Origin of the sequence: Aromatoleum toluvorans (assembly GCF_012910905.1) — a bacterium.
In the GTDB taxonomy this organism is placed as follows: domain Bacteria; phylum Pseudomonadota; class Gammaproteobacteria; order Burkholderiales; family Rhodocyclaceae; genus Aromatoleum; species Aromatoleum toluvorans.
The window spans coordinates 111,066-127,763 of sequence record NZ_WTVN01000004.1 but is presented as its reverse complement, the minus strand read 5'-3'; the positions used below and the strand labels follow the sequence as shown (position 1 = coordinate 127,763).

13 protein-coding genes are annotated in these 16,698 nt (G+C 65.0%); 8 read left to right on the top strand and 5 right to left on the bottom strand.

Annotated elements, in window-relative coordinates; all coding sequences use genetic code 11:
* Positions 1-33: 33 nt before the first annotated feature.
* The 5 genes from GPA22_RS04560 to acs form a co-directional block, all read right to left on the bottom strand.
* A complete protein-coding gene (locus GPA22_RS04560; protein ID WP_169254911.1) occupies positions 34-2,202 on the bottom strand; it encodes a 3'-5' exonuclease in 2,169 nt (722 codons plus the stop codon).
* 3 nt (positions 2,203-2,205) lie between these two features.
* A complete protein-coding gene (locus tag GPA22_RS04555) occupies positions 2,206-2,577 on the bottom strand; it encodes a response regulator transcription factor (protein WP_169254910.1) in 372 nt (123 codons plus the stop codon).
* Positions 2,578-2,601: 24 nt separating this feature from the next.
* Complete coding sequence (locus GPA22_RS04550) at positions 2,602-5,361, bottom strand: ATP-binding protein (protein WP_169254909.1); 2,760 nt, start codon at positions 5,359-5,361, stop codon at positions 2,602-2,604.
* Positions 5,362-5,371: 10 nt separating this feature from the next.
* A complete protein-coding gene (locus tag GPA22_RS04545) occupies positions 5,372-5,569 on the bottom strand; it encodes a hypothetical protein (RefSeq protein ID WP_211168937.1) in 198 nt (65 codons plus the stop codon).
* Between the two features lie 203 nt (positions 5,570-5,772).
* Positions 5,773-7,746: an acetate--CoA ligase gene (gene acs / locus GPA22_RS04540; protein WP_169254907.1), complete on the bottom strand. Its 1,974-nt coding sequence runs from the start codon at positions 7,744-7,746 to the stop codon at positions 5,773-5,775.
* Between the two features lie 247 nt (positions 7,747-7,993).
* Here acs and GPA22_RS04535 point away from each other — a divergent pair, with 247 nt between their 5' ends.
* The 8 genes from GPA22_RS04535 (at position 7,994) to GPA22_RS04500 (ending at position 16,694) form a co-directional block, all read left to right on the top strand.
* On the top strand, positions 7,994-9,526 hold the full coding sequence (locus tag GPA22_RS04535) for a fumarate hydratase (protein ID WP_169254906.1): 1,533 nt from the start codon (positions 7,994-7,996) through the stop codon (positions 9,524-9,526).
* Between the two features lie 189 nt (positions 9,527-9,715).
* A complete protein-coding gene (locus GPA22_RS22600; protein WP_211168932.1) occupies positions 9,716-10,552 on the top strand; it encodes a hypothetical protein in 837 nt (278 codons plus the stop codon).
* A gap of 84 nt (positions 10,553-10,636) precedes the next feature.
* The gene (locus tag GPA22_RS04525; RefSeq protein WP_169254905.1) at positions 10,637-11,494 is read left to right on the top strand and encodes a DUF6502 family protein; all 858 of its coding nucleotides are present in this window, start codon (positions 10,637-10,639) and stop codon (positions 11,492-11,494) included.
* On the top strand, positions 11,491-13,023 hold the full coding sequence (locus GPA22_RS23015; RefSeq protein WP_169254904.1) for a DUF5666 domain-containing protein: 1,533 nt from the start codon (positions 11,491-11,493) through the stop codon (positions 13,021-13,023). Before GPA22_RS04525 ends, GPA22_RS23015 begins: the two co-directional genes overlap by 4 nt.
* Before the next feature lie 41 nt (positions 13,024-13,064).
* On the top strand, positions 13,065-13,805 hold the full coding sequence (locus tag GPA22_RS04515) for a hypothetical protein (protein WP_169254903.1): 741 nt from the start codon (positions 13,065-13,067) through the stop codon (positions 13,803-13,805).
* A 220-nt stretch (positions 13,806-14,025) separates the two neighbouring features.
* On the top strand, positions 14,026-14,451 hold the full coding sequence (locus GPA22_RS04510; RefSeq protein ID WP_169254902.1) for a c-type cytochrome: 426 nt from the start codon (positions 14,026-14,028) through the stop codon (positions 14,449-14,451).
* A 37-nt stretch (positions 14,452-14,488) separates the two neighbouring features.
* Positions 14,489-15,871: a cbb3-type cytochrome c oxidase subunit I gene (locus GPA22_RS04505; protein WP_169254901.1), complete on the top strand. Its 1,383-nt coding sequence runs from the start codon at positions 14,489-14,491 to the stop codon at positions 15,869-15,871.
* 202 nt (positions 15,872-16,073) lie between these two features.
* Positions 16,074-16,694 carry a cytochrome c oxidase subunit 3 family protein gene (locus GPA22_RS04500; RefSeq protein WP_169254900.1) on the top strand — a complete coding sequence of 207 codons (621 nt, stop codon included), beginning with the start codon at positions 16,074-16,076 and terminating at the stop codon, positions 16,692-16,694.
* Positions 16,695-16,698: the final 4 nt, after the last annotated feature.

Sequence of the window (16,698 nt, the reverse complement as noted above, 5' to 3'; positions counted from 1 at the left end):
TCACTCCCTGCCCGGAATCAGGCGAATCAGGCATCAATACCTCACCCGCGCGTAGTAGGACTGCTCCGCCGCCTCGCGTGCCTGGCGCAGCGTATGGATACCTTTCTCGGCCAGCAGCGGGATCAGCTTCAGGAACACCTCCGCCGTGACGATCGCATCGCCCAGTGCCGTGTGCCGGCCGATGATGGGCAGGCTCAGCCGCTCGGCGATCGCTTCGAGCCGGTGCGATTCCTGGTTCGGATGGACGACGGCAGACAGCAGCAGCGTATCGAGCACCGGCTGGTCGAAGCGGATGCCGGTCGCCTCCTCCTTCATCTGCAGGAAGCGCATGTCGAAGGCGGCATTGTGCGCAATCAGCACGGTGTCCTCGGCAAACGCGTGGAAGGCCGGCAGGACAGCCTCGATCGTCGGCTGGTTCCTGAGCATGTCGTGGGTGATGCCGTGGATCTGCACCGACTCGGGCGAGAGGTAGCGGCCGGGATCGACAAGCTGCTCGAACGACTCCTGGCGCAGCAGCTTGCCATTGACGATGCGCGTCGCGCCGATCTGGATGATCTCGTCACCCTGCGACGGGTTCAGCCCCGTCGTTTCCGTGTCGAATACCGTGTAGGTCAGTTCGCTGAGCAGACGGTCATCGAGCGCACGCGACTTGTCCGACCAGTTGAAGAGGTCGAAATCGTAGTATTCCGGCCGGCTTTCTCCCCGCAGGATGGCCGCCTCGTCGAGCTGTTCCTGCGGCATGGCGGCCGGCAACAGGATGCGGAAGAACGCGCGGTGGCGCACCTTCTCGCGCTCCAGCCACATCTCGCCGTCGTGGCGCTCGATCACGTCGCGCACCGTGAGCGGGCTGTTCTCGTCCGCAAAGCGCATCGGCTCGAGCTCCCAGCTCATCACCGTCTCGGTGCTCATCGCCTGGCCGGACCAGATGAGGTCGAGATGAACCAGCCGGCCCGCGGCGCTCAGGCGGAAACGCACCTCGCGCACCTCGAACTCGTCGGACAGGCGGTTGGCAAGGTAAGTCAGCGCCTGCAGCAGCGAGAAGCTGTCGACCTTCACCCACAGCGACTCGTCGATCTCCTCCAGCTTCGTGGGCAGCTTGACGACATTCTCGATGCGGCGCTGCGCCGCGGCGATGAGGTCGGCCCCGAGCATTTCCTCGAGCGGCCAGCGCGCCTTCAGCGAATCGGCGAATTCGTTTGCCGTATGGTCGAGGCGAGTGCTCATCGCCCGCACTTCGTCGCGGATCACGGTACGGAAGCGCTCGCGCAGGTCCTCCTGCAGGTCCGGGTATTCCAGCATCTCGGCCGCCGCACGCACGTTGGCAAGCGCCGCCCGGTTGCCTTCGGTGAGCGTATGCAGCATCTGGTCGCGCTTCGATTCGGTTTCGAAGGTGCGCGTGATGTTGTCGAGCATCAGGATGAAGCCGGTGATCGCCCGCTCGCTGTCACTCCCCTGTCCCACGGCCAGCACCGGCGCCATCTGCGCACGCAGCAACTGGCCCGCACGCGTCGTCGTGACGAAGTTGGCGACCGGCTGGCCCGCGCTGCGGCGCAGGCCGTGCTGGATGCTCTCCAGTGCGTGGTTGATGAGGTTGCGCTCGAACACCGCGTAGATCGAGCGCCCGAGCCCGATCAGCTCGCCGCCGCCGGCGACGGCCGGCGCGTCGGACAGCGCGCGGAACTGCTGCCGCGCACGGTGGTTGTAAAGCAGGATGCGACCGTCGAGATTGCACACGACGACGCTCTGCGTGAGCTCCGACATCAGCGCCGCAAGGCGGTTTTTTTCCTCCTCGACCGAATGCTTCGCGTGCGCGATCTGCGCCTCGACGTCCTGCATCAGCTCGTCGCGCTGCTGCGCCAGCACGTTGACCGCATGCGCCAGCGCCTGCACCTCGGGCGGCCCCTCCGGCTTGACGCGGAATTCGCGGTTGGCGCCGAGCATCAACTTGAGATGCTCCTCCATGCGCAGCAGCCCCTGCACGTAATGCCGGAACAGGTTGCGCACGACCACCATGCCGAGCGCGAAGCCGACGATGGTCATCAGCGCACCGAGCGGAAGGTGCGGCACCACCACGTCGATCAGCCGTCCCCGGTCGGCCGCGCCGGTCTCGAGCCAGACCAGGCCCGCCGTCACGACGAAGGGGCCGGTCATGAGCAGCGCGAGAATGCACACCGCCAGGATGAAACGGGCGCGAGCCGTCATCACTCAACGCTCCGCAAGCAGGCTGCGTACGCGCTCCACCAGCTCCTTCGTCGAGAACGGCTTGGTCATGTAGGCGTCCGCCCCGAGCGCCAGCCCCTTCGCGACCTCGGTGTCGCGCCCCTTCGCCGTGAGCATCAGGATCCGAACCGACTGCAGTTCGGGATCGGATTTCACCTCCTGGCAAACCTCGAAGCCGCTCTTCTTCGGCATCATCACGTCGAGGAGAACCAGATCCGGCTTCTCGGCGCGAATGCGCCGCGCCGCCTCGTCCCCGTCGTTGGCGATACTCACCTCGTAGCCCTCGCGCTTCATGAGGAATTCGAGTGAAATGACAATGTTCTGTTCGTCGTCGGCAATCAGTATTTTTTTGGCCATGCTCTCCCCTTTCCTTCTTCTATTCTAAGTCATTGCGTGACCCGCACCCCGCTCACTCTCGAGCGGCAGCGGCAGAACGAAGCTGAAGGTCGCGCCTTCGCCGGGGCGTGACTGCACCCACAGCCGCCCGCCGAAGTGCTCGACGATCTGGCGGCTGATCGGCAGTCCCAGTCCGGTGCCCTGCGGGCGCGACCGCTCGTCGCCGCCCTGGCGGAATTTCTCGAAGATCACGCCGAGCTGCTCGGGCGCAATGCCCGGACCGTTGTCGGTCACGTCGACCCGGAGCTGCCCGGTCTCGGCACTCAGCCGCACCCGCGCCACGCCCGCCCCGTCCGGCACGAACTTGGCCGCATTCGAGAGCAGGTTGAGCAGCACCTGCAGCAGGCGATCGCGATCCGCACGCAGATGCGGCGCCGCGTCCGGCAGGTCGATCTCGAGCACCGCCCCGCGATCACGGAAAAGCTGATCGGTGGTCTCCGCCGCGTGTCCGACCAGTTCGCGCATGTCGATGTCGGTGTTGTGCCATTCGGCATGGCCCGACTCGATCTTGGCCATGTCCAGGACCTGGTTCACCAGCCGCGTCAGGCGCTCGGTCTCGGATACGATGATCGTCAGGAAGCGCGTGCGATCCTTGAGGTCGATCTTCGGATCGTCGAGCAGCATCTCGGAAAACGCGCGGATCGAGGTCAGCGGCGTGCGCAGCTCATGCGTCACCGAAGACATGAAGTCGTCCTTGAGGCGGTCGAGTTCGGTCAGGCGCTCGTTCGCCGCGCGCAGCTCCGCGGTCGCAGCCTCCAGCGCCTGCGACTTCTCCTCCAGTTCGTGCGAATAGGCGCGCACCTGCGAGGCCTCGTCGAGGATATCCATCACCTCGTCCAGCCCGAGCGGCTCCTCCTGCACGACCGACGACACCATCACGCGCGCGGACGCGCTGCCGATCGCGCCGGCGAGCTGGGTTTCGGCGAACTGCACCAGACCGGCGTCCGGCTTGAGCTCCTCGATGCTGCGGACGCCGCGCTCGCGCGCGTAGGCCTCGAACATGCGCCGTGCCCGTTCGGCGCCCAGGAAGCGCGCCACGAGCGGCTGCAAATCCTGAACCTGCGCCCTGCCCCGCCAGAAGGTCGCGGGGGCATCCTGGCCGCGGCTGAAGACGTCGACGAAGAGCGTCGCCTGCGTGGCCTCCTGCCCCGTCGGCACGCGTGCAAGCGACACCAGCACGTAGCACGCGATGTTCGCGGTCAGGCTCCAGAACAGGGCATGGCTGATGCTGTCCAGCCCCGCCAGGCCGAAGAGCTGCTCCGGACGCAGGTAGTCCAGGCCAAACAGCCCCTGATCGAGAAAGTCCCGGTCGAGCCAGCCGGACTTTGCCACGGAGGGCAGCATCAGCGTGTAGGCCCACACCACGAAGCCCGCCAACAGGCCGGCGAACGCGCCATCCCGCGTGCCGCCGCGCCAGTACATCCCGCCCAGCATCGCCGGCGCAAACTGCGCCACCGCGGCGAAGCTGATCAGTCCGATGCTCACGAGCGCGTATGCCTCGCCGGCAAGGCGAAAATACAGATAGCCCAGCAGGAGCACGACGACGATCGCCCCGCGCCGGATGCCCAGCAGCAGGCCGGTCAGGTCGGGATGAACGTTGCGTTTGAAGCGCTTCGTACTCAGCAGCAGCGGCATCACGAGATCGTTGCAGACCATTGTCGACACGGCGATCGTCTCGACGATGACCATCCCCGTTGCCGCCGACAGCCCCCCGATGAAGGCCAGCAGCGCGAGCGCCTTCTCGCCGTGCGCGAGCGGCAGTGACAGGACGAAGGTGTCGGGGTCGACCGTACCCCGCCCGAAATACAGCAGGCCGCCGAGCGCAATCGGCAGCACGAAGATGTTGATCAGCAGCAGGTAGGCCGGGAAGAGCCAGGTCGCGCGGCGCAGATGCTGCTCGTTCACGTTTTCGACGACCGTCACCTGGAACTGGCGCGGGAGAAAGATCACCGACAGCAGCGCCAGCAGCGTCATCGCGAACCAGCCCCCGTAGCCGGCCGTACTCGCCGTCTGCAGGCTCAGCAGCGCGGCGAGGTCGGGATTCGCGAAGGCGCGCGCGAAGATGTCCCCGAATCCTTCGTACACGCTCCAGGTGACGAAGCCGCCGACGACCAGGAAGGCCAGCAGCTTGACCACCGACTCGAACGCGATCGCCGCGACCATGCCTTCATGACGTTCCGCGGCGTCGAGGTGGCGCGCGCCGAACAGCACCGTGAACACGGCCAGCGTCAGCGCGACATAGAGCGTGCCATCATTGAACCAGCTCGCCGTGGCGAAGGGGAAGACGCCGCTGTCGTCGCTGCCGGTGAGCACCGAGTAGCCGCTGGAAATCGCCTTCAGCTGCAGCGCGATGTAGGGAACCATGCCGACCACGGCGATGATCGTCACCAGTCCGCCCAGCAGATGACTCTTGCCGTAACGGCTGGCAATGAAGTCGGCGATCGAGGTGATGCGGTACGTGCGCGAGATGCGGATCATCTTCAGCATCACGATCCACGACAAACTCATCGCCAGCGTCGGACCGAGATAGATGGGCAGGAACCACACTCCGCCCGAGGCCGCACGCCCGACGCTGCCGAAATAGGTCCACGCCGTGCAATACACGGCGAGCGACATCGCATAGGTCCATGGATTCGCGATGATCGAACGCCCCTGCTCCGCCCGCCGGTCGCCGTACCACGCCACCGCGAACAGCAACATCAGGTAGGCGAACGACGCCGCGACTACGACCGTGCCCGTGAGCATCCGTGGCTCCTCAACGCGCCCCTCGCTCCGCGATCCACGCGACCACGGCGATCAGCGCCGCCCACACGGCAAACAGGCACACCCAGAGCATGGGCATGCCGAAAAAGGGTTCGGACCTGTCCAGCAAGGACAGCACGGGATAGTTGAACAGCAACGCCCCCCCGAGGAACGCTGCGACGAGCCGCTGCCCGGCCAGACCTCTGCGCATCATGTCTTCCTCATGATGACGATGGCTACCCGAAGTATAACGATGCCCGGCGGGCGGCCCGCGGACCCGGGCCGCCCTCGGGAAAAAAAAGGCGCGCTTGCGCGCGCCTTCTCCTCCTCCCACTGCCGGCTCGCGCCGGCCTGCCTCAATTTGTTCTTGTCCGGGGTCGGCCTCTGGCGGACCGGTCACCCGTCATGAAAGGGTCAGCTCGCGGACTGCTTGAGCTGTTCCAGGATCGCCGGGTTCTCGAGGGTCGACGTATCCTGGGTGATCTCCTCCCCCTTCGCCAGCTGACGCAGCAGCCGGCGCATGATCTTGCCCGAACGGGTCTTCGGCAGGTTCTCGCCGAAGCGGATGTCCTTGGGCTTGGCGATGGGCCCGATCTCGTGACCGACCCAGTTCTGCAGCTCCTTGATCACCGCCTTGGCCTCTTCGCCGGTCGGACGCGAACCCTTCAGCACGACGAAGGCGACGATGGCCTCGCCGGTCAGGTCGTCCGGACGGCCCACGACTGCGGCCTCGGCAACCTTCTCGTGGGCCACGAGCGCCGATTCGATTTCCATCGTGCCCATGCGGTGGCCCGAGACGTTCAGCACGTCGTCGATACGGCCGGTGATCGTGAAGTAACCGCTGTCCTTGTCGCGGATCGCACCGTCGCCGGCGAGATACAGCTTGCCCTTGAAGTCGTCCGGGTAGTAGGACTTCTTGAAGCGCTCCGGGTCGCCCCAGATCGTGCGGATCATTGCCGGCCACGGACGCTTCACGACGAGGATGCCGCCCTGCCCGTTCGGCACTTCGGTGCCGGTCTCATCGACGACGGCAGCGATGATGCCCGGGAACGGCAGCGTGCAGGAGCCCGGCACCAGCGGGGTCGCGCCCGGCAGCGGGGTGATCATGTGGCCGCCGGTCTCGGTCTGCCAGAAGGTATCCACGATCGGGCAGCGGCTGCCGCCGACGTTCTCGTAGTACCACTCCCACGCGGCCGGGTTGATCGGCTCGCCGACCGAACCGAGGATGCGCAGGCTCGACAGGTTGTAGTTCTTCGGATGGACGTTCGGGGTGTTTTCCGCAGCCTTGATCAGCGAACGGATCGCGGTCGGCGCGGTGTAGAAGACGGTGACCTTCTGGTCCTGGATCATCTTCCAGAAGCGGCCGGCGTCGGGGTAGGTCGGCACGCCTTCGAACACGATCTCGGTCGCGCCGCAGGCGAGCGGGCCGTAGGTGATGTAGGTGTGGCCGGTCACCCAGCCGATGTCGGCGGTGCACCAGAAGATGTCGTTCGGCTTGATGTCGAACGTGTACTTCATGGTCAGGATCGCGTGCAGCAGGTAGCCGCCCGTCGAATGCTGGACGCCCTTCGGCTTGCCCGTCGAGCCCGAGGTGTAGAGCAGGAACAGCGGATGCTCGGCATCGACCCACTCCGGCTCGCAGGTTTCGGTCTGGTTCGCGACGACATCATGGAACCACTTGTCGCGGCCCTCGACCATCGTGGAGGCACCGCCGGTGCGCTGGACGACGATGACATTCTTGATGGACTCGCAGCCGCCCATGCCGAGCGCCTCATCGGCGATCGGCTTCAGGGGCAGCGCCTTGCCGCCGCGGAACTGGCCGTCGGAGGTGATCAGCGCGACCGCGCCGGCATCGTTGATGCGGTCACGCAGCGCCTGGGCGGAGAAGCCGCCGAAGACGATCGAGTGGGTCGCGCCGATACGGGCGCAGGCCTGCATCGCGACGACGCCTTCGATCGACATCGGCAGGTAGATGACGACGCGGTCGCCCTTCTTGACGCCCATGCCGCGCAGCGCGTTGGCGAACTTGCACACGCGCGACAGCAGGTCCTTGTACGTGACGCGGGTCACTTCGCCGTTGTCGGCTTCGAAGATCAGCGCGACCTTGTCGCCCAGACCGTTATTGACGTTGCGGTCGAGGCAGTTGTAGGAGACGTTCAGCTGACCGTCGGCGAACCACTTGAAGAAGGGGGCGTTGCTTTCGTCGAGCACCTGGGTGAAAGGCTTCTTCCACTCGACCAGCTCGCGGGCCTGGCGCGCCCAGTAGCCCTCGTAGTCGTCCTCGGCTTCCTTGCACAGCGCGCGATACGCGTCCATGCCCGAGACCGCGGCGTTCTTGACGATTTCTTCCGACGGGTAATACATACGGGGCTGCTGTTCGTTCGACATACTGACCTCTCCTCAACTATTCAAAGTAATTGAAGCGCCCTGCAGGGCCGACCGGTCGAGCCGGTCTTGTTAGTCGTTCGCTGAAGATGCTGCCTTCGCGATCTGTTCGGCATTTAAGGCTTTATATCTTACACAGGACTTACACCCCTCTGCAGCCGAACGTTACCCTTCCCGCGGGACGTCGTCGCCCCGGGGCTGTTAGAATTGCGCCCCTACCGAGTGACCCGGCCTTACCAGGAGATGCGCCATGACCGTGATTCGCGAAGAAGACCTGATCCAGTCCGTCGCGGATGCCTTCCAGTACATCAGCTACTACCACCCGCTCGACTACATCAAGGCTCTCGGCGAGGCCTGGAAGCGTGAGGAAAGCCCCGCCGCGAAGGACGCCATCGCGCAGATCCTGACCAACTCGCGCATGTGCGCCGAAGGCCACCGCCCCATCTGTCAGGACACCGGCATCGCCGTGGTCTTCCTCAAGGTCGGCATGAACGTCCGCTGGGACTCGAAGATGAGCGTCCAGGAGATGGTCAACGAGGGCGTGCGCCGCGCATACACCAACGTCGACAACAAGCTGCGCGCCTCGGTTCTGCTCGATCCGGCGGGCAAGCGCCAGAACAGCAAGGACAACACCCCGGCGGTCGTGCATTACGAGATCGTCCCGGGCGACCACGTCGAAGTGATCTGCGCGGCCAAGGGCGGCGGCTCGGAGAACAAGACCAAGTTCTACGCGCTGAATCCGTCCGACTCGATCGTCGATTGGGTGCTGAAGACCGTCCCGACGATGGGCGCCGGCTGGTGTCCGCCGGGCATCCTCGGCATCGGCATCGGCGGCACGCCGGAGAAGGCGATGCTGCTCGCGAAGGAATCGCTGATGGCGCCGGTCGACATCCATGAGCTGAAGGAAAAGGCCGCTTCCGGCGCGACGCTCACGCGTGCCGAGGAACTGCGCCTCGAGCTCTTCGAAAAGGTCAACGCGCTGGGTATCGGCGCACAGGGCCTCGGCGGCCTGACGACCGTGCTCGACGTCAAGATCCTCGACTATCCGACGCACGCGGCGAGCCTGCCGGTGGCGATGATCCCCAACTGTGCCGCGACCCGCCACGTGCACTTCGAACTCGACGGCTCCGGCCCGGCGAAGCTGGAAGCGCCGAAGCTGGAAGACTGGCCGGACGTCACCTGGCAGGCCGACACCAAGGTCGCCACGCGCGTGAATCTCGACACCCTGACGAAGGAAGAAGTCGCGTCGTGGAAGCCGGGCCAGGTGCTGCTGCTGAACGGCAAGATGCTCACCGGTCGCGACGCCGCGCACAAGCGCATCCAGGACATGCTGGCGAAGGGCGAGAAGCTGCCGGTCGATTTCACCAACCGCGTGATCTACTACGTCGGCCCGGTAGACCCGGTGCGCGACGAAGTCGTCGGCCCCGCCGGCCCGACCACCGCGACGCGCATGGACAAGTTCACGCGCATGATGCTCGAGCAGACCGGCCTGATCTCGATGGTCGGCAAGGCCGAGCGCGGCCCCGCCGCGATCGACGCGATCCGCGACAACAAGTCGGCCTACCTGATGGCTGTCGGCGGCGCGGCCTACCTCGTCGCCAAGGCGATCAAGACGGCAAAGGTCGTCGGCTTCGCCGATCTCGGCATGGAAGCGATCTACGAGTTCGACGTGCAGGACATGCCCGTGACCGTCGCGGTCGATTCGAACGGCACCAGCGTGCACAACACCGGCCCGAAGGAATGGCAGGTGAAGATCGGCAAGATCCCGCTCGCGACCGCCTGATCGGCGCGCGCTGACGTGCGCGGAGGCCCGGCCCGGGAAACCGGCCGGGCCTCCGCCGTTTACGGCTGCAATTCGCTACACATCCTGATACAAGCTCGCCTGAAATCCACCTTGACGCAAGGCACCCCCCTATCTAAGCTTCGGTTACGCGGGAAATTTTCCCACGTCCGACAGAGTTAGGAGGAAGCAATGAAAAAATTTCCGTGGATCAGCGTGCCCCTTTGTGCTGCCACCGTATTGCTGGCTGCCCTTGGCACAAACGTCGTTGCTGCCGGCGCGGACGATTTCAACGCCAACGGAGTCAAGGTGCGTGGCGACGGCACCGTCGATGACGATCAGCCCGGTGCGGTGGGCGCCGCCATCGATGACGACATCGTCAATGGCGTGAAACTGCGCGGCGATGGCACCGTCGATGACGACCAGCCCGGCGTAGCGGACGCCGCAGACGACGACATCGTCAATGGCGTGAAACTGCGCGGCGACGGCACTGTCGACGACGACCAGCCGAACGGCGCCAACCCCGTCCAGACCGTTACAACGGTGACCAACCCTGACGGCACGACGACCGTGACCCGTACCCGCACCCTGAGCGCGACCGGCGCAGCACCCGCACGCGCGCGTGTGATGGAACAGACCTTCAGTGCCGACGGGCAGCTCCTCGAGCAGAGCCGCACCGACACTCGCACCAATGCCGACGGCGTGGTCTTGCGCGAGCGCACCCGCAGCAGGGAAATCGTCGATGGCACGGTCGTCGAGACCCGCACCGAAATCCGCCGCAACGACGCTGGCGAGATCGTGCGCAACCGCGAGCGCGTCGAAACGCGAGACCGTATCGATCGCCAGGGCAGGGAAGCTCGCCCTGAGCGGGTCGAGCGCATCGAGCGTGCCGAGCGCGTCGAGCGGGCCGACCGCCCCGAGCGTGTCGAACGCGTGGAGCGTGTCGAGCGTCTTGAACGTGCCGACCGTCCTGAACGTGTCGAGCGTCCCGAGCGCATCGACTCGAGCGGGCGCGGCGGGCGCGGCTGATCGCTCGCCCATCCGGAGCGGGCGCATGGAATTTTTTCCCACGGAGCGATAGACTAGCCAGCACGATCGCTCCGTAATCCATCCATGCCGCCCCCTTCCCCCCCAGCCACCCTGCTTCACGCGCTTCGGCACGTGATGCAGCCGCTGGTGCGGCTGATGCTGCGAAAAGGGATCACTTACACCTTTTTCGCGGACATGCTCAAGGGCATCTTCGTAGAGGTCGCGGACAAGGAATTCCGCCTCGACGACAAATCCCCGAGTGACAGCCGCATCAGCCTCATCACCGGCGTCCACCGCAAGGACGTCCGGCGTCTGCGCGATGCCCCGCAAGACCCGAGCGAGGAACTGCCCGAAGCGGTCTCGCTGGGCGCCCACCTCGTCAGCACGTGGTTGAGCAAGCCACCGTTCTGCGTCCAGCCCGGTACGGCCGCCCCACTTGCCCGCCTCGCCAGCGTCGGCGGAGAACGCTCCTTCGACGCACTCGTTGCCCACGTCAGCAAAGACATCCGCGCCCGCGTCGTGCTCGACGAGTGGCAGCGGCTCGGTATCGCGCGCATCGACGAGCTCGACCGCGTACATCTGGAGACGTCGGCGTTCGTGCCCCAGAAGGGCTTCGACGAGAAAGCCGCGTATTTCGGCCACAACGTACACGACCACGCATGCGCGGCAGTCCATAACCTGACCGCCGACGGGCCCGCATTCTTCGAGCGCAGCGTGCACTACGATGCACTGTCGCCCGCCAGCATCGAGCGGTTGCGCGAGGCTGTCGCGGCCGACGGCATGCAGGCACTGATCGCATTCAACGCACTCGCCTCCGAACTCGAGGCCGGCGACGCATCGACGAGCACTCCACGCCAACGCATGACAATCGGTCTTTACTTCTATACTGAAGAAAGTGCGCCGCCGCCCGAGGCGTCCGACTCCGGGAAGACAGAATCGTGACTCCTCTTGTGCGTTTTGCCCGAAAACTTCTCGCGACGCTCGTACTATCGGCCTGTGCCGCGACCGGCGCACAAGCAGCCACCCAGGCCTGTGTCTACCCGGGCGGCATCGGCGGCAGCGGCGCGCCCGCGCGCGAAGGCGGAATTGGTGGAACCGGCGCACCGTCCGCCGCGAACGACGGGGGATTCGGCGGGACCGGAGCACCGGCTGTCGCGAACGAAGGCGGCTTCGGCGGGACCGGAGCGCCGGCTGCCGCGAATGAAGGCGGTTTCGGCGGGACCGGCAATGTCGCGCGCAGCGGCGTCGGCGGCACGGGCGCCCCGGCCAGCGAAGGCGGCTTCGGCGGCACCGGGATCGTCGGTACGATCACGGGCTTCGCGTCGATCTGCGTGAATGGCGTCGAAGTGCATTACGAAGCCGCCGTGCCGGTGACGGAAAACGGCATCGGCAGCGCAACGGCGCGACTTGCGGTCGGCCAGGTCGTCGCAGTCGAGGCCGGCGTGTCCAGCCGCGGGCTCGAGGCGCGCAACATCACCATCCTCAATGCTTACGAGGGACCGCTCACCGCACTGCCGGATGCGTCGTCGCCGCTGCGCGTGATGGGTCAGGCGGTACGCATCGCACCGGATGCCAAGGTCGATCCGGGCCTGCGGCTCGGCGAACCGGTGCGGGTCAGCGGCCTGCGCGCCGCGGACGGCACGGTCGTGGCAACGCGCATCGAACGGGCGCCGCAACTGCGTGAAGCGAGCGCGATCGGCGCAATCGAACGCACCAATTCGCTGCAGGGCCTGCCACTCGCGGGCCAGCCCCCCGCCGAAGGCCGCGAACTGCTGGTGCGCGGAACCTGGACGGGGAATGCCCTGCAGGTGACGCAGGCGCGGAAGGACCCCCTCATCCCGTTCGCGGGCCGCGTACGCAATGCGATCGTCGAGGGCCTGGTGCTTGATCATCTGGATAACCGCGTTATGATAGGCGCGTTCTCGGTGGAACTCGGCCAAGCCACGACCTTTGCGGGCGGGGATGCGGGGACGCTTACCACCGACCGGCGCGTCCGGGTTCATGGCATATTCAGCGACGCGCGGGAAGTGAAGGCAATGCGGATCGAATTCGTGCGCGAGGGGGCCTCGGAGCGGAGCGGACGACGCGGCGAGGTCGGCACGAAATCGGGTTCCGGCAAGGGCGATGACGACAGCGCGGACGATCGCGATCGATCCGGCAAGGGGCGCTCGGGCGATGACGGGCGCACGGAAACGGAAAACGAGGGCAGTCGCGATCGCATCGAGAAGGGGATGTCCACGTCGGGTGAACGCGAGCGCGTGGATAAGGGGACTGCAGACGATCGCAGCGGGCGCCGTGAGCGCGACGAAACGCTGGACAGAAGCGGGCGTCCCGAGCGGATCGAACGCCCGGAACGGGTAGAAAAACCGGAACGGGTGGAAAGGCCGGAGAGAATCGAGAGACCGGAAAGAATTGAGCGGCCGGAAGGGGTCGACAGACCCGAGGGGGTCGACCGCAGCGGCCGGAACTGATCTTGGGCATCCAACACGAGCAGTCTGACAGGGAGGAACACATGAAGCATACCCGTACCATCGTTGCAAGCATCCTGGCGGCAATGGCGCTCCCCGCCGCCGCCGGCAATCTGACCCTGACCACCGGTCTGGATTACTCCAGCGGCGAGTACGGCACGGACACCACCAGCGAGACGTGGTACGTGCCGATCGCGGCGAAATACGAAACCGGCCCGATCACGCTGAAGCTGACCGTGCCCTACCTGAGCGTCAAGGACGCGGTCGTCACCCAGGATGGCGACCCGATCCAGGGGACCAACTGTGCCGGCACCAAGACCGGGGTGGGCGACATCACCGCGAGCGCGGGCTACAACCTGCTCGATGGCAGCAGCGGCGGACTGCTGCTCGACGCCGTTGCCAAGGTGAAGGCACCGACGGCGGAAAACGACTGCCTGGGCAGCGAGAAGACCGACTACGCGCTGCAGGTCGATCTGGCCAAGGCCTTCGGTGCCGTGACCACGTTCGGCACCCTGGGATGGAAGGACATGGGTGACAAGGAGCTGCGCAACCCGTTCTATGCGTCCGTCGGCGTCGCCACCAAGGTCGCGCCCGAGACCACCGTGGGTGTTGCCTATGACTGGCGCGGGAAGCTGCGCTCGACCAGCGACCCCGTCAGCGAAGCATCGCTGTTCGTGAGCCAGAAGCTCAGCGCGCAATGGAAGCTGCAGGTCTATGGCGTGAAAGGCTTTTCGGACAACAGCCCGGACTGGGGCGGTGGCATGATGGTGAGCTACACCTACTAAACGCAGACGCACCCGCACCGACCGACGGGGCCGGGGCAGTGGAAGGGGAATTCCCCTCCACGGCCCCGGCCCCGTTTCCATTGATCGTGACGATTTTCATTCCGATTCCCGAAATTGATTCAAATCATGGAGCGCCAACCTCCCGCTGCAGAGAATGCCTGCAACCTTCGGGTTATTTCTCAATCACTCGGGCGTATGACAAAACAATGAGGGACAAACCATGAGCGGTACCTTTACAAAGGCGATGGCTCGCAACATCTTTTACGGCGGGGCGGTGTTCTTCTTCCTGCTCCTGGTGGCGTTGTCTTTCGACACCATGAGCGGCCTGCCGAAATCCGACAACCGTGCGAACCTGACGGAGTCGGTCCTGCGTGGCAAGCACATCTGGGAAACGCGCAACTGTATCGGTTGCCACACGCTGCTGGGCGAAGGCGCGTACTTCGCACCGGAGCTGGGCAACGTCTATCCGCGTCGCGGCGGCGAGTTCATCAAGGCGTGGATCAAGTCGCAGCCGACCGGCACGCCGGGACGCCGTCAGATGCCGCAGTTCAATTTCACCGAGCAGGAACTCGACGACATCGTCGCCTTCCTGAAGTACACCTCGGAAATCAACACCCAGAAATGGCCCCCCAACATCGAAGGCTAAGCGCATCGGATCGACAACTTCAAGGGAATTCATAACCATGAAATATTCATCGCAATCGGTCGCGATGCCGTACTTCATAGCGGCCATCGGTCTCTTCGTGGGACAGATCATCTTCGGTCTCGCCATGGGTCTGCAGTACGTCGTCGGCGATTTCCTCTTCCCGGAGATCCCGTTCAACGTGGCGCGGATGGTGCACACCAACCTGCTCATCGTGTGGCTGCTGTTCGGCTTCATGGGTGCCACCTACTTCCTCGTTCCCGAGGAGGCGGAAACCGAGCTGTATAGTCCGAAACTCGCCCTGGCGATGTTCTGGATCTTCCTGGTCGCCGGTGCGGCGACGATTCTCGGCTACCTGCTGGTGCCGTATTCGACCCTCGCCGAGATGACGGGCAACAACATCCTCGCGACGATGGGACGGGAGTTCCTGGAGCAGCCGCTGCTGACCAAGATCGGCATCGTGATCGTGGCGCTGGCCTTCCTGTTCAACATCACGATGACGCTGCTGAAGGGCCGCAAGACCGTCATCAGCATCGTGCTGCTGATGGGCCTGTGGGGTCTGGCGATCTTCTTCCTGTTCTCGTTCTACAACCCGGGCAACCTGGTGAAGGACAAGTTCTACTGGTGGTGGGTTGTGCACCTGTGGGTGGAAGGCGTGTGGGAACTGATCATGGCCGCCATCCTCGCCTTCGTGCTGATCAAGGTGACCGGCGTCGACCGTGAAGTGATCGAGAAGTGGCTGTACGTGATCATCACCCTGGCGCTCGTCACCGGCCTGATCGGTACCGGCCACCACTACTTCTGGATCGGCACGCCGGGTTACTGGCAGTGGCTGGGTTCGGTGTTCTCGGCCCTTGAACCGATCCCGTTCTTCGCGATGACCGTCTTCGCCTTCAACATGGTGAACCGCCGCCGCCGCGAGCATCCGAACAAGGCTGCCGTGCTGTGGGCGCTGGGCACCGGCGTGATGGCCTTCCTCGGCGCGGGCGTGTGGGGCTTCCTGCACACCCTGGCTCCGGTGAACTACTACACGCACGGTTCGCAGATCACCGCGGCGCATGGTCACATGGCCTTCTACGGTGCTTACGTGCTGGTGGTGCTGACGATGATCAGCTACGCGATGCCGCTGCTGCGCGGCCGTGCCGCCAACGACGAGCGCGCGCAGGTCTGCGAAATGTGGGGCTTCTGGCTGATGACGATCTCGATGGTCTTCATCACCCTGTTCCTCACCGCGGCCGGCATCCTGCAAGTGTGGCTGCAGCGCGTATCCGACACCCCGATGCCCTTCATGGCGGTGCAGGACCAGGTCTCGCTGTTCTACTGGATGCGCCTGTGGGCGGGTGTGGTGTTCGCCGCGGGTCTCGTCACCTACCTTGCGAGCTTCTTCGTCAAGGGCGAGAGCAAACCCCTGATTCACGCCTGATCGGCGTGCAGCTTCCGGCCCTCCGCGGGGCCGTGAGCAGTTCGGGGCGGCTTCGGCCGCCCCTTTTTATTTGTCGGAAACATGGGGAAATTTCCCCACCCCTTTACTTCCCGCAGTCCATGAGTTAACCAGAATCAAGGTCAGGCCCGCTCACGCTTCGTAGACTGGGAGCCATGAATACATGTGCCCCAACACTCGTGTCATGAATACATTTGCCCAAACACTCGTGAGCCCGCCTTCCCTTCCGGCCGTTGCATCGGACGCCGCTCCCCGGCGCCTGCCCGGCGACCTGGCGATCTGGTTCTTCATCCTCGCCGAACTGCTGGCCTTCGGCGCCTTCTTCATCGCCTATGCGTTCGCGCGTGCGAACAGCGTCGAGCTGTTCAACGCGCAGCAACTCGCGCTCGATCGCAACGCGGGCGCGATCAACACGATCCTGCTGCTGACGTCGAGCTACTTCGTCGTGCGCGCCGTGCAGGCTGCGGAAGCCGGCCAGAGCCGTCGTGCGGCGTCGTGGATCGCCGGCGGATTCGCGTGCGGCATGGGCTTCGTCGTCGTGAAACTGTTCGAATACGTGGCGAAGTTCGCAGCCGGCGTGAGCCTATCGTCGAGCACCTTCCACATGTTCTACCTGGTGCTCACCTTCTTCCACTTCATGCACGTGATCCTGGGCCTCGTGATCCTCGGCGCGCTGTGGAACGGTGCGCGCAAGGGCCGCTACGCCCCGGGCAACATGAACGGGATCGAGACCGGCGCCGCCTACTGGCACATGGTGGATCTGGTGTGGCTGATTCTGTTCCCGCTGGTTTATGTGATGCGCTGAGAGG

Coding starts and splice junctions, on each gene's coding strand:
- GPA22_RS04560 (WP_169254911.1), bottom strand. CDS start 2,202: ATGACGGCTCGCGCCCGTTTCATCCTGGCGGTGTGCATTCTCGCGCTG.
- GPA22_RS04555 (WP_169254910.1), bottom strand. CDS start 2,577: ATGGCCAAAAAAATACTGATTGCCGACGACGAACAGAACATTGTCATT.
- GPA22_RS04550 (WP_169254909.1), bottom strand. CDS start 5,361: ATGCTCACGGGCACGGTCGTAGTCGCGGCGTCGTTCGCCTACCTGATG.
- GPA22_RS04545 (WP_211168937.1), bottom strand. CDS start 5,569: ATGCGCAGAGGTCTGGCCGGGCAGCGGCTCGTCGCAGCGTTCCTCGGG.
- acs (WP_169254907.1), bottom strand. CDS start 7,746: ATGTCGAACGAACAGCAGCCCCGTATGTATTACCCGTCGGAAGAAATC.
- GPA22_RS04535 (WP_169254906.1), top strand. CDS start 7,994: ATGACCGTGATTCGCGAAGAAGACCTGATCCAGTCCGTCGCGGATGCC.
- GPA22_RS22600 (WP_211168932.1), top strand. CDS start 9,716: ATGAAAAAATTTCCGTGGATCAGCGTGCCCCTTTGTGCTGCCACCGTA.
- GPA22_RS04525 (WP_169254905.1), top strand. CDS start 10,637: ATGCCGCCCCCTTCCCCCCCAGCCACCCTGCTTCACGCGCTTCGGCAC.
- GPA22_RS04515 (WP_169254903.1), top strand. CDS start 13,065: ATGAAGCATACCCGTACCATCGTTGCAAGCATCCTGGCGGCAATGGCG.
- GPA22_RS04510 (WP_169254902.1), top strand. CDS start 14,026: ATGAGCGGTACCTTTACAAAGGCGATGGCTCGCAACATCTTTTACGGC.
- GPA22_RS04505 (WP_169254901.1), top strand. CDS start 14,489: ATGAAATATTCATCGCAATCGGTCGCGATGCCGTACTTCATAGCGGCC.
- GPA22_RS04500 (WP_169254900.1), top strand. CDS start 16,074: ATGAATACATTTGCCCAAACACTCGTGAGCCCGCCTTCCCTTCCGGCC.